This window comes from Croceivirga sp. ABH4_376 (assembly GCF_056160685.1).
Genome location: NZ_JBSWXQ010000012.1, coordinates 14,129 through 29,297, shown reverse-complemented (window position 1 = coordinate 29,297; position 15,169 = coordinate 14,129). Strand labels below are relative to the sequence as shown.

Sequence of the window (15,169 nt, the reverse complement as noted above, 5' to 3'; positions counted from 1 at the left end):
TTTGGCGTTGTAAAAAATGGACTTCCCTATGATGAGAACTTTGTGTCAATTTTAAGCTAAAAAAGCTTGTTTTTCACCTCAGTTCTTTGTTGTGCTTTCGTGTTTTATTTATTTACAAATTCTATAATTCTAGCAGTTAAGTCTATTAACAATTGAGATTTGATTCCCTCATTCCATGCTAATTCTAAACTCTTTGCAATGGCTAGAGGATTCTTTTTTAATCCACCTGCATTTCCATAGAATGCAGCTGCTTCGTCTTCATATTTTTTTAAATCCTGTCCGAGCTCATTAATGATTTCATTTGTCAAGTTGGTTTGCCATGCTGTCAAGTCATCTTTAATTACCGTACTTGCAAGCCACTCGTCAACATCTGCATAGTTTTTTAATGAGAGAATTGCTTTGTTGTCTTTTTTATGTTTTGGAACCTCATGCTCCGTTGTTTTGTCAGTATCACTATCGTAAACAACGAAAGTTGGTATGTCAAGAAGTTTTGCCATTGCTAACGGTCTGATTAACTTATTTTTCCCTTCTACGGGAACAATGTGGCAACCATGGCGTCTGAACTCGGTCATGCCACCTGTTAGGAGCAAGTAAGAGCTTATGTATGCAATATCTTCATGACCTTCAACTAAAATTAATTTTTTACAGAAGAACATTTCATTCACAACTGGATTTAGAGAAGGATAAAGTTTGGCTACCATTCCACTTTCAGTCACAAGCTTTTCTCCAACAGAGTGTAATTCTGTGGCCAAAGATTCATAGGTCAGTCTTTTAATTTTTGTTTCACTAGGTTCTCCTTCTTCACAAGCAAGTCTAATCTTATCAAAACTATCGCCTGGAATAAATAGAGGACTATGTGTACAGATAATAATTTGAGAATTTGATTCAGATAACTCAATTAAAGTTTCGGCCAAATACCTTGCCTGTGGTGGGTGCTGAAATAGCTCTGGTTCTTCAATTCCCATTAATAAAGTAGGAACATTTTCAGGGTCAAACATTGATAGCTCTTGAAGCAAAGCGAGCATATACGAGCGTTGCAAGCCATGTCCAAACCTTGACAATTCACCTTCAAATCCCCTTTCCCCAACTTTAAGTCCTGCTAAGGGTTCTTCAATTTTGATTGATTTGTCAGGGTCTTGTTTCCACTGAATTGAAGCGGTAATATTTGGGTGTGCCCAATTTGATAATCTATTCTGTAAAGAACCCGAAATATCATCAAGAGTTTTTTGCTCTGCGTCTAGCAGCTTCTGATATTCGGCTCGTACATTGTTTCTCAAATCCCTAATGTTCTCGTCAAAAGATACTTGAGAACGGACAGTTCTAGCTAGTAATTGTCCTAAAGCTGATTTGGTAGACTCTTCACTTTCTTCAGTTGCATCTTTTATCGCTGGTATAAAAATCCATTGAATGTGAGATTCTAATTTATTTACTCCGCGTGAAACCCCATAAAATTGGTCTTCACTTGGTATTAAGATACACTTTTCAGGGTTTTTGCTCTCGTAATCATGTAATGCGGATATCATGTCTGCCTTTGAATTGGCACTAGAAATGTCCTCATACTTTTCCCTGAATGATTTGAATATTTCCTTTAATTCCGCTGCTTTTGCTCCGCTTTTATCAGCTTGAAAAAACTTTCGGAACTCCTCCATTCCTAATCTGTTTCCAAACTGCTTTACATCTGCCTTTTCAGTAATAGCATCATAAACAGCAGTAGCCGTTATTATCAATTTATCTTGTCTAACATAATCTGCTAACTCTTCTTTCGCTTGGTCGGATAAGGAAGAAAAAGTAACAGTAATTTTTATTGGCTGACTTGTATTTGCATGGTGAAAGTCATTCGCTGAAAGTTTAAGCAAATCGGTTTGACTGTCTTTACTCTGTCTAAAGAATAAATTAAGTGCGTGAAAAACTGTCGACTTACCAACTCCATTTGGCCCTACAAATGAGGTATAATCATCAAATTCTATTGTTTCGTCTTTAAAGGCACGGAAGTTTTCTATTCTTAAAGATTCAATTTTCATTGGTAGGTTTTTTTACATGAAGCACAACAATTATATATCCGGCATTACACGGATAGCTGTTTTTATACTAAATAGATGAAACCCATGCCTAAACACACGGGTTGGGGGAAGTAACAACCCTAAAGATAGTTTTTATTTGCTTATGCTAGTAAGTTAGTGGCTAAAAGTTGTGAGTAGCTGGTATTTAGTGTTAAGTACAAAGTAGTAAGGTAAAGCAGTGGTCTCGACTGCGCTTGACCTGACTAGTAAGAAGCTGAAAACCCATTCTTTTAAAGGGATTTCTCGAGCCTAGCTACGCTAGTCCCATCGAAATGACGGGAATCCTTCTAACTTTTAATAAAAAGATGCTGAAACGAGTTCAGCATGACGTGGTTAGTATTAAGTATTAAGTAAAAAGTGTTAAGTACAAAGTAGTAAGAAAAAGAAGTGGTCTCGACTGCCCTCGACCTGACAAATAAGAAGCAGAAAACCCATTCTTTTAAAGGGATTTCTCGGTCCTAGCTACGCTAGTCCCTTCGAAATGACACTAAAACTACTAACTGCTGTCGCTTCAGATAAATATAGAACCCAATTATAGAATTATGTTTTACCTTTTTATAAGCCAAAACAGACCATATGGTTATTGCAATAAGTTTTTTTCAGGATTTTTAAATACGCACAAACCTTTCGGTTTAGCCTATTTGATCTATGTTATACAGACCGTCTTGTAAAATAACTTTTATTGTATCCCAAACGGTTTTGTTTTCAATTCTGCTTGCCATTTAGTTCCGTATTTTTTATTTAAAAAGTCAAAAATCATTTGATTGTTTTCAGTTGCTTTTTTGAAGGATATAGGGGCAATTACACAATTTTCTTTGATTAGTCCAATTCCATATTTTTCTTTGAAGTCTACATATTCTTCTGGTATTGAACTATCAATTCCGTGCATTATAAAATTAAGAGTTCCATTTTCAATTCGTTGTTCAATTTGTTCATCCGTCAAATCAGTTTCTAAATTCATTGGAAAAGAGTATGTTCCACCGCTTTTATAACCAGTTTTTTCCATTAAACGAATCGTAATTGTATTATTTCTTTTATTAATTCTTGTTGGGTAAAAAGTGTAAGCAGTAAAATCGTCAGACACAAAATTGAATTGGTATTTTCCTTTTTCTGGTAAAGTAATTTTAAAACTATCTGCTTTAGAAATCTCAATTTTTTTATTTAGGTCAATAATTGTGAATTCTCCTGATTTTAATTCCTTTTCTGTTAAATTTTCAAAAACAACAGTTGCTACAATTTCAGTGGCTAAAGCTATTGATGTGAACATTGCTAATGCCAAAGTCAAAATTAATTTTCTCATAAATTCTATTTTATTAAAAGACGATAGCCAATTTCGTTTGTTGCAAAATTTAGGTCATAATTGTATTGTAACTGTAAGTATATAGCACGTTTTAATGCGCTATATACATTGTTCTATGCCGTTTAATTCTTCTTTTTCCCTGAGATCTCTTGCCCACCTTGATACAGAATAAAAGATTCAAAAACACCTTTCTCGTTTTCAACAAACTCAATTTGGGCATCAATAACTTTCAGAAAGAACTTAGTTTGAGATTCAGGAAAAATTTGAATTTTCTGCTGTCCAGTGGCTTGGGACATCAACTTATTATCTTCTAAAGTAATGACAATATCAAATCCTGGCTGTATTTCGTATACTCCAGGGTATCGTTTCAAGATCTCTGCCTCCAGTTGGATTTCATTGTGAATTGGAATGGGTTTGTCAGTTTTCACTCCTTCTGTTTTGTCTATTCGATTAGTGAAGACGGCTTTAACCTCTTTGCCATTTTCATTAAACTGAATGGTAGCAAAACTATTCTCGAAAGAAAATGTGTTCTTTTTGATTGGGAACAATTTGAATTTATTACTTCCAGGACGTTGGCTAAACAACTGATTATCTTCTACTGTGATAATTCGTGTTGAACTATCAGAAAAGTCATAAACGCCTGCCAATTTATTAAGATTATCACTTTCAACTGATATTATATCTTCTTCATCTGGGTATGGCTTTCCAATCGCAATAGCAGCCATCTTTGTTGAAACCTGTCCAGGCTCATTGCAATCACAATTCGAATAGATAGCTACAAAAACATCTTCGTTTGGTAAGTATATAGCATTTGTAACATAGCCAAATGTACCACCAGAGTGCTCAATTGTAGGGCTTCCGTTAATTTCATTTAGTCCCCATCCATAGCCATAGTTGATTTTCTCACCATTGTTCAATTCATAATTGGTAAACGCCAAATCAATCGATTCTTGCTTTACAAGTATGTTGGAACGAATTGCCCTATTCCAGATAAACAAATCTTCTACATTTGACATCAAAGATCCAGCAGCATAAGGTTGCGACAAACTGAGGTATTCTGCATTTATATATTCTTGGTTTTTTTGGTAACCAGAGGCCCTTTTCTTAATGATCTCAGAGTTGCTACCGTAAAGGGATGATTTCATACCAAGCCTGTCAAAAATGTTGGTCTCAACAAACTCCTCATATGTTTGACCAGACGCCTTTTCAATGATATATCCTAGAATGAAATAGGCTGAGTTATTATAACTCCATTCTTCACCTGGTGCAAAATCCATAGGCTCGTTTTTAAAAAAGTCAATGAGTTCTTTAGGTTCAAAGTCTTTCCTCCAAATGGGTACCCAGCTTTCCATTGATGTATAACTTTTTATCCCTGAAGTATGTGTCAATAAATGATGAATACTAATATGGTGACCATGTGTTGGATAGTCTTCAATGAACTTTGTGATGTCATCGTCCAAATCTAATTTTCCTTGTTCCATGAGCATTAATATAGAAACTGACGTAAACTGTTTAGTAATTGACCCGATCTCAAGCACCATATCAGGCTCCATTTTGACATCCAATTCCATGTTTGCCATTCCAAAAGCTTTATGGTAAACTATTTTGCCATCAATCGCGACAAGAGCTGTTGCTCCAGGTTCATTAGGCAAGTATTGGTCACCAAGCATCTGATCGAATTGTTTTTCCAGTTTTTGAGCAAATCCCATTGTTGTGATTGCTATAATTAGAAGGAGAGAGAAAACTTGACTTTTAAGGTAATTCATAAGTTTGATTTTAGGTTATATGGCATAGAACAATTGTATATCCGTCATTTGACGGATAGCTGGTATTATACTAAATAGGTAACACCCATGCCTAAACGCTTGGGTTGGGGGAAGTAACAGCCCTAAAGATAGTTTTTATTTACCTGTGATATAGAAAGTTAACATGAAGTTTATGGTTTTTAGAAACAAATGGTTTTATTTATGGCATAGCTGGGCAGTTTAAGGGCAGTTATTGAAACGAGTTGACTAAAATATAATAGGTGAAAAGCTAGGATTAACCTTAAATAAATCCATGTGTCACATTAAGTTTACTGATTGTTTTCTCAGTTCTTTATGGCGGTATGTTTTTTACAAAAGAATGTAATTCCAAACATAAAAAGTAAAAACGACAATAAGAGTTAAATAAGCGTAGATCGCAGAGGTATTAAATATGGCACCCTCATTACCTGCCGCCATATAAATAGCTTGCAATACTTTATTGAATTGGTGCCATTTAAGATGTTTATGCCAACGCAATTGGTTTATATAGTAAATAGGTAACATAAACATTCCAATGAGTATAAAGGGAAGAAACAATAATCCTATCATTGTAACACCCAAAATAAACACTGTACTGATTTTGCTCAATTGACTTTTAAAGTGAATTACCTTTCCATTAATCCTTTGGGCATTTTTTGCACGTACGTATATACTACTGACAATTAAGGAAAGGGTTTGGGTATCCATTGCCCAATTAGGGATTTTAAAATCTCCAAGCACTCTAAGCAGTGGCGTGTAAAGAAAATTATAAATGGGCTCCACTAATTCACGGTAATAATTTAATACCTCGGAAAGGCTTAGAGCTAATTTAAGGTCAAAGCCAGCTTGAATTAGGCTTATGATAGAAGATGCAGACAATACTATTCCAAATAAGCTCCAAATTTTTCCAAAAGGTCCAATCATAATTAGAATATTTTAAAATAGCCTACAACTGTTTAATGTCCATCATTTCAGGGATAGCCGTTTTTATACTAAATAGGTAACACCCATGTCTAAACGCTTGGGTTGGGGGAAGTACATGTGTTAAAGATAGTTTTTATTTGCTTATGCTAGTAGGTTAGTAGTTAAAAGTTATAAGTAGTTAGTATTAAGTAAAAAGTAGTAAGGCAAAGTAGCGGTCTCGACTGCGCTCGACCGGACTAGTAAGAAGCTGAAAAATATATTTTTAAAGGGATTTCTCGGTCTTAGCTACGCTAGTCCCTTCGAAATGACGGGAATACTTTTAACTTTTAATAAAAAGATGCTGAAACGAGTTCAGCATGACGTGGCTATTGAAACGAGTTCAGCATGAGGTGGTAATTGAAACACGTTATTGTTCTTTTTTATATATCACTTTACCTTTTATATAAGGCGTATTATATAACTTCTTTTTAAATGCAGAACTATGCTCGTTTTTATACCATTTATTTTGCCCAAAACGGGTATAGGTTAGGCTTTCATTAGTGTGGGTATGTACTATGTTCGGTGTGGTTACATACATACTTCCAGAAGGTTTAATAGTATCGGGTTTAATAGTTTCTAGGCTTATAAAAATGCCATTTTCATCAAACGCCACATACTTGTTTGCCAAATCTATTGGGTACTCGGTAACTCCTTTTTTAGGCTTTATTACGATGTTATCGTAAAGAAGGGCTTTGCCCGGATATCCTAATCTGTTTACTTTATAAAAAGATAATCTGTAAAATGTATTATGAACAGTGATTTTCTCCTTGGATACATCTTTTAATTTGATGTGGACTTCTATTAATCTGCCTTTTTTCTTTCTCTTGTTTTTAATAAAGGTTGCCGTTTCGTAACCAAAAGGAACGGAAATGGATAACAGTGTTTTTCGTTTCCCCGTTTTAAAGTTGAGTGCTTTGCTTTTGTATTGTTCTTTACCATCAAGAACTACAACCTCGTTTAATGCTTCTATTTTGGGAGTTAACGCTACATTTAATATACTCTCCTTATGGGCAATATAGCTAGCTAAAGCAATAGTTTTGGTTTGGTAACCAATTAATGAAATTAGTAAACTATCCTTATTCGTTGCTCTAGATAAATCTAAACTGTAAGCTCCTTTATTAGTGCTAAAAGTGCCTATTTCTTTGTTTTTATATGATAAATTAACATACTGCAATTTTTCTTTTGAAATACTATCAAAAACAACTCCTTTCAATATCTGGGAATTCATTGAAAGGTAAGTTAACAGTAGAATAGTTGCGTATACGTACTTCATTAAAAAAATATACTTTATTCTAAGGTAACCCCACAGAATATTTCATAAGTCTTATTATACTTAATTAATCCAAAAAATGCAGTATCGTAAGACCAAACGTGTAAACATCCTTTATCATCCAACCAATTTCCTGAATGGTGCTTTGCTTCTGCTAATTGTGGATAGCCCATTATTGTTATACATATTCCAATAAGTAAAGACGATTTAACTTTTTTCATTTTCCAAAATTTTAATAGTTCGTATAGGATTGAATTTATATTGCGCAATAATTCATATTGGTTTTTGTTAATTGATGAATTGAATCTTTTTTTAGACTTGGAGTGGGGGAAGTACTTGTGCTAAAGATAGTTTTTATTTGCTTATGCTAGTGAGTTAGTAGCTAAAAGTTATAAGTAGCTAGTATTAAGTAGTAAGTACAAAGTAGTAAGTACAAAGTAGTAAGTACAAAGTACAAAGTAGCGGTCTCGACTGCGCTCGACCTGACCAGAAAGAAGCTGAAAACCCGTGATTCTAAAAAGATTTCTCGAGCCTAGCCGTGCTAGTCCCTTCGAAATGACAAGAATACTTTTAACTTTTAATAAAAAGATGCTGAAACGAGTTCAGCATGACGTGGCTATTTAAATAGGTTTAGTTTGCTAAGGAATTGAATACGCTAGAATAACCAAAATCCAAAAAAATGGGATTCTTGCTTTACAAAAAAGGCCTATAATTAAATGTAGATAAAAGCTGTTTTTACTTCGTTCTTTTTTCTCTGCTGTGTTTTACTTTACTCTGGAACTATATTATTTGCTGTAGTGGCATGTAACCCTAACAAGCAACCTGTAAAACCACCTGCAACATCTGTTGATAAAATGTCGCCGGATACCACGCCGCCTAAATTCATAAATTCATTTCCATTAATGGAATACAAAAATTCGTAAGCATCGCCATTGGCCTTAATTTTCAATTGAATAGGGTTGTTTAAATTGATTTTTGTACTCGCTATTGTTTCCGAAATAATGGCACCTTTTCTTTGGGGCCATTTATTTTTTTCTAAAACCAAGTAGTAGTCTTTTCCTTTTTTGGTAATGCCAAATACATAATTTGAACCTTCATTTTGTAAAGCAACAACACCTGCCAAATCCTTATTAGATTTTGGTTTGTAATCCATTGTTGTGGTAAAAGAAAAATTGTTGTGTTGTTGTCTATAGAAAAGGGTAGAAGTAGGTTTGGCTTCTTTGATATGGGTTGCAAAAGGCCTAATTTTTAAGCCTTTTTTGGTTGTTTTAATAAAATCCTCACGAGCACCTCGCAGACCGATCCAACGAAAATCTAAATTTTCAACACTAAAATTATCTTTAAAAACAAAATTGCCATTTGGGAAAAAACCACCTTGCCCAACTTTGTTTTCTACACCTTTTGGCATTTTCAATTTTGGTTCAATCGGTATTAATCCATTTTCAAAAACAGGAAATTGGCCAGACCAATCTACTGGTAAAATAAACGTCTCCCTACCTGTGTTAACACGACCTTTTTCATTTGGACGTACTGCCAAAAATACGCCGTAGTATTTGCCATTTGGACCTTTGATGATGTCTGCATGACCAGCCCAATCAACCCTATTTTTTCTATCTTTTGAAAAATAACGTTGCGTAAGTATGGGATTATTTGGAGCAGGAATAAAAGGACCTTTTGGACTTTCGCTTCTAAAAATTACTTCGCTATGCCAATCTCCCGTACCACCTTCGGCACACATCAAATAATATGCACCATCTTTTTTATACAAATGCGGTGCTTCAATCCAAATCGGTTTTTGCGAAATATCTACGCCACCATCAACGATTATCTTGTCCGTATTTGGTATAACTTGGTCTTTTTCTACATCATATTCCCAAACTTTAATAACTCTATGGCCGTTGTACAACTCCTTTCCTTCATCAGGTGCATCGTTGTGAACAATATAACCTTTGCCATCATCATCAAAGAAAATAGAAGGGTCAATTCCACCAAACTTCAACTTAATTGGGTCGCTCCACCCATTCATTGGGTCTTTTGTTTTTACAATTATATTCCCCGTTCCATTAACCACCGTTGTAATCATATAAAAGGTTTCGTTGTGTGGGTTATAGGTAATTCCTGGAGCATAAACACCTCTACTAATGCCTAAATTTTCTACTTGTAACTGTGATTTTCGGTCTAAAACATGTCCAATTTGGGTCCAATTCACCAAGTCTTTTGAATGGAAAATGGGTACGCCCGGAAACATTACAAAAGACGAAACAACCATGTAATAATCATTTCCTTTACGAGTAATTGCAGGGTCTGGGTAGCAACCCTGTAGAATTGGATTGTAAAATTCGTTGGCTGCTATAGGATAATTTTTGTACACGTTGTCATTTCCTTGATACGTGAAATTTGAAAATATAGGTTCATTTGTACTTTGGCTAAATCCATTAATGGGATTCAGTAGTAGTATTAAAGCTATGAAAATATATCGGTTCATATTTTTCGTTTTTTAATTGCAAACGATGTTTGGGTTATGATTTGTTTGTGACGGCTTCTGCCAAGCAGCGAACGAGTTAGTGCGATGACAAAACAGCGAATATTCCGCCTGAAAACCTAACCTTAATTTAAAAGTAAGGATTTTCTTTTGGGAAATCCGCTACAATAAATTATAGTAGCTATTGTACGTAGACTTTCATCTACATTGTTTTTATCCTTCCGTTTTAATCGGTGTACATATTTCGATTAAAAATCCGTTATTGTCTCTCACATATCCTACTTTTTGTCCCCAAGGTTTTTCGGTTAAAGGTTCAAATTCAGTCGCTCCCATTTCGAGTGCTTTTTGAAAGTCCGATTCTATATTTTCTGTTACAAACGCCATTTCCACACCAAAAGGTTTTCCAGTTCCGTCCGTTTTTTTAAATCCGTTTTTGAAGTTGGATTTTCCTAATTCAATTGAGGCGAAAGCAATATTTGTTTCTCCTGAAATCAATTCGCCATAATCATTTTCAGGTGTCACAAATTTCGGTTGAAATCCGAATGCTTTTCGGTAAAATTCGATTGTTTCTTTTACGTTCTCAACGTAGATTATTGTATATCCGTATTTCATTTTATGTTTCGTTTGTTAGCGTATGTACAAAGGTCTAGTATATGAGGAGTAGGAGAGGACAAGCAATAACTTATAGCTGTCTTGTGAAATTTTTTTTATTAATCCGTTAGTCTTTTTTATTCCTTACAAAATCTTCTTTTTTTGGCATGTAGTCCTTTTTGATTTCTCCGTTTAAAATAAGTTCATCAAAATGAATTTTTGCGCCAATGGCATTGAACAAATCGTCTGTATTTTGAAGTTGAAAATGCAAATGAGCTTGAGCAGTGTTACCAGAATTTCCACATTTAGCAATAACCTCACCTTGTTTGACCAAATCTCCTTCTTTGAATAAGATTGAGTTTTCCTTAATATGTGCAAATAACAAATATTCCTTTCTATCTGTTTCAAGAATTATTGTATTCCCAGTTATCTCAGCCCTATTTAACTTGCCAGGGACATTGTCCTCAATACCATCAATTACTTTTACAACTTTTGCGTCACAAGGAGCAATAATATCCTTCCCGAAAATAAAATAACTTTCATTTTTCGATGAATCTCCTTTATACGGTGCACCATTTGCGACCATTAATATATCAAAGGCATATTGCTGATTCAAATCTGCCATATGATAATTGATTTCTACAGTTTCTCCACCCCAATAGACAAAGGATTCTTCTTTAAAAGGAAAAATCATTTTGGTAGCATTTCTTTTTAATATTGAGGAATTCTCAAATCTATTTCGAGGGATAAACAAGGCGGTTATTTGATTCTTTTTATTTAAGGAAAATGAAATATCAACAATTGCCTTTTCAAAAGCAGCTCGGTATACATGTGCCGAATTGTTTATGTCATAAAATTCCATTGATTTAATTAATCCAAAATTAGACCTAACTGTAGATAAAAAATCAGTCATTTCTTCCTTTGGCTTTAGACTTTTCATTACGTCATCTAACATAACATGAATATTCCCGTAATTCGATTTATTATATTCCAATTGGAACTCAGAGGCAACTTCATCAAAATTATTCTGTTCGGCTTGTGCGATACAGAATATAGAAGTAACTATACAAATCCCCAACATTAAATGTTTCATATGGTTCTTTTAAATATTTCACAATAACTGAATATTCGTGATTTGACGAATAGCAATACTAAGAAATTGGTAACATCCTTGCCTAAACTATAGGTTTGGAGAAGTAAGCGTTTTAAAGATAGTTTTTATTTGCTTATGCCAGTAGGTTGGTGCTTAAAAGTGAAAAGTAAATAGTAATAAGTATTAAGTAAAAAGTACAACTTAGTAAGACAAAGTACCGTTCTCCATTGCGCTCCACCTGATAAATAAGAAGCAGAAAACTCAGATTCTTCTAACTTCTTACCAATAAAGGTACATCTAGGTCTTAGCTGTACTATTTACTAACAAATAAATCTTTGGATGTTTTACTACTAATTATACGAAACAAATGAACAAGGTTCTGTTACACCAACCTTGATTAATCAATGCCAAAAGTAGAATGCACTATTTTAGATAAAAAGTATCTATTTGCCTATGAAACCTATAATTAGAAAAGCCACTTTAGAAGATGTACATGCTGTAGCGCAACTGTTTGATGCTTATCGTGTTTTTTATCAAAAAGAATCTGATGTTACCGCTGCAACTAATTTTTTAACGGACAGGCTAACCCAAAAAGATTCTGAACTATTGGTTTGTGATGCCGGAGACAACAAAATAGTAGGTTTTGTACAACTATATCCCTTGTTTTCGTCTACACGTATGCAAAGATTATGGTTGCTTAACGATTTGTTTGTAGCCCCCAATTACAGAGGTAAAGGGTTGTCTGTACAACTTATAGATGCAGCCAAGGATTTAACCAAAACCACTAATGCTTGCGGTCTTATGTTAGAAACGGGTAAGAGCAATAAAATAGGTAACAACTTGTATGTAAAAACTGGATTTGAATTAAACCAAAGTTGTAATTTTTATGAATGGTCCGTAGTCTAATTTATTTGCTTTTACGGGTTTAAATACGTTACAACGGCTAAAGTGAGTGCTATTTTCTATTAAATTCGATGGTTTATAGTTTTTGGTATTGGTACCAATTTCTAATAAAAAAGCCTATAATTAAGTCTACCACTAATGACATTCCATTTGGCTATCTACCATTTCTAATGTGGTTGGTGGCGCTTTAGGCGATACGTAAGGGATACCCAAACCTAGTCCCCTAAAAATAAAAAGAATGCCGATGAGTACCACAAAGACGGGTACTAATTTTCTAATCTTGGCTTTAATGCTTCCTTTAAAAAAGGAACTAAAATATACGGTAGAAGTCATTAAAGGTACGGTACCCAAACCAAATAGGGCCATATACAAAGCACCTTGCCAGGCGTTGGCCATGGCTACCGCTCCTAAAAGTGCCATATACACTAAGCCACAGGGTAAAAATCCGTTTAAAAAACCAATGGTTAAAAAGGTGTCCGGGGTTCGCTTTTTAAGCTCTTTGCCCAAAGCTGTTTTTACCCTACCTATAAGTTTGTATATGGGTTGGGACAGTTTAAATTGATTAAGGTATTTGGCGGGAATAAGCACCAACAAAATCATGATGGCCCCAATAGCAATAGATAGTTTTTGTTGTATACCAAACAGGTATAATCCTTTACCCACTGTACCAAACACCAAACCTAATAAACTATAACTTACTATTCTACCCAAATGATAAAGGAATAGCTGTAGCAGTTTTTTAAATTTGTTTTCTTGGTCTAAGGGTAGCATAAAGGCAATGGGTCCGCACATGCCCAAGCAATGCAAACTGCCTAAAAACCCTAAACCAAGTGCTGCTGTAACCATGAGTTAGTATACTATTTTTTCTTTGTGTAAGAACTGGTTTTTTTCATGCTCCCAGTTAATGGTTATGTCCCAGCGACCGTCTACCAAGCGATTGTCAGGTATGAGCAAATGTGAATTGGATAAACTTATGGGCAAGTTAAAATCCAAGTGCCGGTTAGACGGTCTGTATAGGGACACATTACCAGTGATGTGTTTGTAATTGAAATTTTCTGGAAAACGAACTAAGAGTCCGTTAGCTGTTTTTTCTACTATTAATTGGGCGCTACTCTTGGCGGCGGCGTTTTGCGCATCTATTTCGGCTTGGTACGCCAATTCTTTTTTATAATACCCTTCTGTTACCAAATCATGATTGGCACGGTCGTCCGTACTCATCCTTACCACAAAATAAAGTATAAAGGCAATGAAGCTAATAAATGCCAATACAATTCCTGTTCCCCAATTAATCTTCATCTGTTTCTTTTTTAGTTATAACTCCTAGGTGCCAAAAACTGCGCCTTGGTAGTTTCTATTAGTTTTCCATTGCTGTAAATACCAATCTTTAGCACATCCTTTTCGCCATTTAAGCCACTGTTATTTATTTCAATAAACAAGGTGCCCTCTGCAATATCTTGTGCCGGTACCGTAAAATGGTTTTTGGAGACCAGGTTAATGGTACCTTTATGAGATAGTAGTTTAAATTCTACATCGGCTACGTTTTCTACCGTTTTGTTTACCAGTTTGTAGGTATAAACATTGCTGATGATGTTGTTTTCTTTTCTCTCGTACAATTGCCCCGGCAACCTTAAAATATTGGCTTCTAGTTCGTTTCTTAAAAAAAGCATCCCCACTAGAATACCTGTTAAAATGGTAAGAATGGCCGTGTACCCCTTCATTCTTGGGGTAAACTTGAATTTTTTGTTTTCTGTTATTTCTGTTTCACTAGCATAGCGGATCAAACCTTTTGGTTTGTTTATGCGTTCCATAATGGTATCACATTCGTCTATACAGGCGGTACAGTTAACGCATTCTAACTGGGTTCCGTTTCTAATATCTATTCCGGTTGGGCAAACATGTACACATTGTAGGCAATCAATACAATCGCCATGTCCTAGTGCTTCCCTATCCTCGTTTTTTCTAAATTTTTTACGACCATTATCACCTTCGCCACGCACATGATCATAAGCTACAACTACCGATTTTTCGTCCAGTAGTACCCCTTGTAACCTGCCGTAGGGACAAGCTATGATACACACTTGTTCTCTAAACCAAGCAAAAATGAAATAGAATACAGCGGTAAAAATTAACAACGGAACCATAGTTCCCAAATGGGCCATAGGACCATCTGTGATGTATTGTAAAAGTTTATCGCTACCAATTAGATAGGCTAAAAAGATATTGGCAATTAAAAAGGATATGATAAAAAAGATAATCCATTTTAAAACCCTTTTTCTAATTTTTTCTGCGGTCCATTTAGACTTACTTAGTCGCATTTGCGCACCACGGTCACCATCTATCCAATATTCTATACGTCTAAATACCATTTCTAGGAAGATGGTCTGTGGGCACATCCACCCACAAAATATACGGCCATAAGCTACGGTAAATAGGGCTATGAAAACCACCCCGATTATCATGGAAATAACCACCAAATGAAAATCTTGTGGCCAAAATGGAAACCCGAATATATTAAAGCGACGCTCCAATACATTGAATAGCAAAAATTGATTGCCGTTTATTTTTACAAAAGGAGCCAGAACAAGAAACAAAAGCAAAAAGTAGCTTACATACTTACGGTACTGATAGAATTTACCACTTGGTTTTTTTGGAAAAATCCAAGCTCTTTTACCTTCCTTGTTTATGGTTGCTATTGAATCTCTAAAATTTTCTTGTTCCATGAC

Annotated in this window: 13 protein-coding genes; 1 reads left to right on the top strand and 12 read right to left on the bottom strand. The window is 34.9% G+C overall.

What is annotated here, in order from left to right:
- Nucleotides 1–104 precede the first annotated feature (104 nt).
- The 9 genes from ACXAGS_RS15525 to ACXAGS_RS15485 all read right to left on the bottom strand — a co-directional run bounded on the left by ACXAGS_RS15525 (nucleotide 105) and on the right by ACXAGS_RS15485 (nucleotide 11,543).
- Nucleotides 105–2,021 carry an ATP-dependent nuclease gene (locus ACXAGS_RS15525; RefSeq protein WP_474908038.1) on the bottom strand — a complete coding sequence of 639 codons (1,917 nt, stop codon included), beginning with the start codon at nucleotides 2,019–2,021 and terminating at the stop codon, nucleotides 105–107.
- Between the two features lie 718 nt (nucleotides 2,022–2,739).
- Nucleotides 2,740–3,360 (bottom strand): FEKKY domain-containing protein, encoded by a 621-nt coding sequence (locus tag ACXAGS_RS15520; RefSeq protein ID WP_474908036.1) that lies wholly within the window; start codon nucleotides 3,358–3,360, stop codon nucleotides 2,740–2,742.
- Between the two features lie 122 nt (nucleotides 3,361–3,482).
- On the bottom strand, nucleotides 3,483–5,126 hold the full coding sequence (locus ACXAGS_RS15515; protein WP_474908035.1) for a serine hydrolase: 1,644 nt from the start codon (nucleotides 5,124–5,126) through the stop codon (nucleotides 3,483–3,485).
- Nucleotides 5,127–5,474: 348 nt separating this feature from the next.
- Nucleotides 5,475–6,068, bottom strand: coding sequence for a hypothetical protein (locus ACXAGS_RS15510; protein ID WP_474908033.1), 594 nt, complete (start codon nucleotides 6,066–6,068; stop codon nucleotides 5,475–5,477).
- A gap of 406 nt (nucleotides 6,069–6,474) precedes the next feature.
- On the bottom strand, nucleotides 6,475–7,335 hold the full coding sequence (locus tag ACXAGS_RS15505) for a carboxypeptidase-like regulatory domain-containing protein (protein WP_474908032.1): 861 nt from the start codon (nucleotides 7,333–7,335) through the stop codon (nucleotides 6,475–6,477).
- Between the two features lie 59 nt (nucleotides 7,336–7,394).
- Nucleotides 7,395–7,598 carry a hypothetical protein gene (locus tag ACXAGS_RS15500; protein ID WP_474908030.1) on the bottom strand — a complete coding sequence of 68 codons (204 nt, stop codon included), beginning with the start codon at nucleotides 7,596–7,598 and terminating at the stop codon, nucleotides 7,395–7,397.
- Between the two features lie 548 nt (nucleotides 7,599–8,146).
- On the bottom strand, nucleotides 8,147–9,862 hold the full coding sequence (locus ACXAGS_RS15495; protein WP_474908029.1) for a glycoside hydrolase family 43 protein: 1,716 nt from the start codon (nucleotides 9,860–9,862) through the stop codon (nucleotides 8,147–8,149).
- A 210-nt stretch (nucleotides 9,863–10,072) separates the two neighbouring features.
- On the bottom strand, nucleotides 10,073–10,471 hold the full coding sequence (locus tag ACXAGS_RS15490) for a VOC family protein (protein ID WP_474908028.1): 399 nt from the start codon (nucleotides 10,469–10,471) through the stop codon (nucleotides 10,073–10,075).
- A gap of 106 nt (nucleotides 10,472–10,577) precedes the next feature.
- The gene (locus tag ACXAGS_RS15485) at nucleotides 10,578–11,543 is read right to left on the bottom strand and encodes a DUF3887 domain-containing protein (protein WP_474908027.1); all 966 of its coding nucleotides are present in this window, start codon (nucleotides 11,541–11,543) and stop codon (nucleotides 10,578–10,580) included.
- A gap of 453 nt (nucleotides 11,544–11,996) precedes the next feature.
- Between ACXAGS_RS15485 and ACXAGS_RS15480 the strand changes: the two genes are divergently transcribed.
- The gene (locus ACXAGS_RS15480; RefSeq protein WP_474908026.1) at nucleotides 11,997–12,449 is read left to right on the top strand and encodes a GNAT family N-acetyltransferase; all 453 of its coding nucleotides are present in this window, start codon (nucleotides 11,997–11,999) and stop codon (nucleotides 12,447–12,449) included.
- Nucleotides 12,450–12,581: 132 nt separating this feature from the next.
- Here the strand turns inward: ACXAGS_RS15480 and ACXAGS_RS15475 are convergent, their stop codons facing one another.
- Genes ACXAGS_RS15475 through ccoG form a run of 3 tightly spaced genes read right to left on the bottom strand, consistent with a single transcriptional unit; the run spans nucleotide 12,582 to nucleotide 15,166 of the window.
- On the bottom strand, nucleotides 12,582–13,292 hold the full coding sequence (locus tag ACXAGS_RS15475; RefSeq protein WP_474908024.1) for a sulfite exporter TauE/SafE family protein: 711 nt from the start codon (nucleotides 13,290–13,292) through the stop codon (nucleotides 12,582–12,584).
- A 3-nt stretch (nucleotides 13,293–13,295) separates the two neighbouring features.
- Nucleotides 13,296–13,742: a FixH family protein gene (locus ACXAGS_RS15470; RefSeq protein ID WP_474908023.1), complete on the bottom strand. Its 447-nt coding sequence runs from the start codon at nucleotides 13,740–13,742 to the stop codon at nucleotides 13,296–13,298.
- 11 nt (nucleotides 13,743–13,753) lie between these two features.
- Nucleotides 13,754–15,166 (bottom strand): cytochrome c oxidase accessory protein CcoG, encoded by a 1,413-nt coding sequence (gene ccoG, locus ACXAGS_RS15465; protein ID WP_474908022.1) that lies wholly within the window; start codon nucleotides 15,164–15,166, stop codon nucleotides 13,754–13,756.
- Between the last annotated feature and the right edge of the window lie 3 nt (nucleotides 15,167–15,169).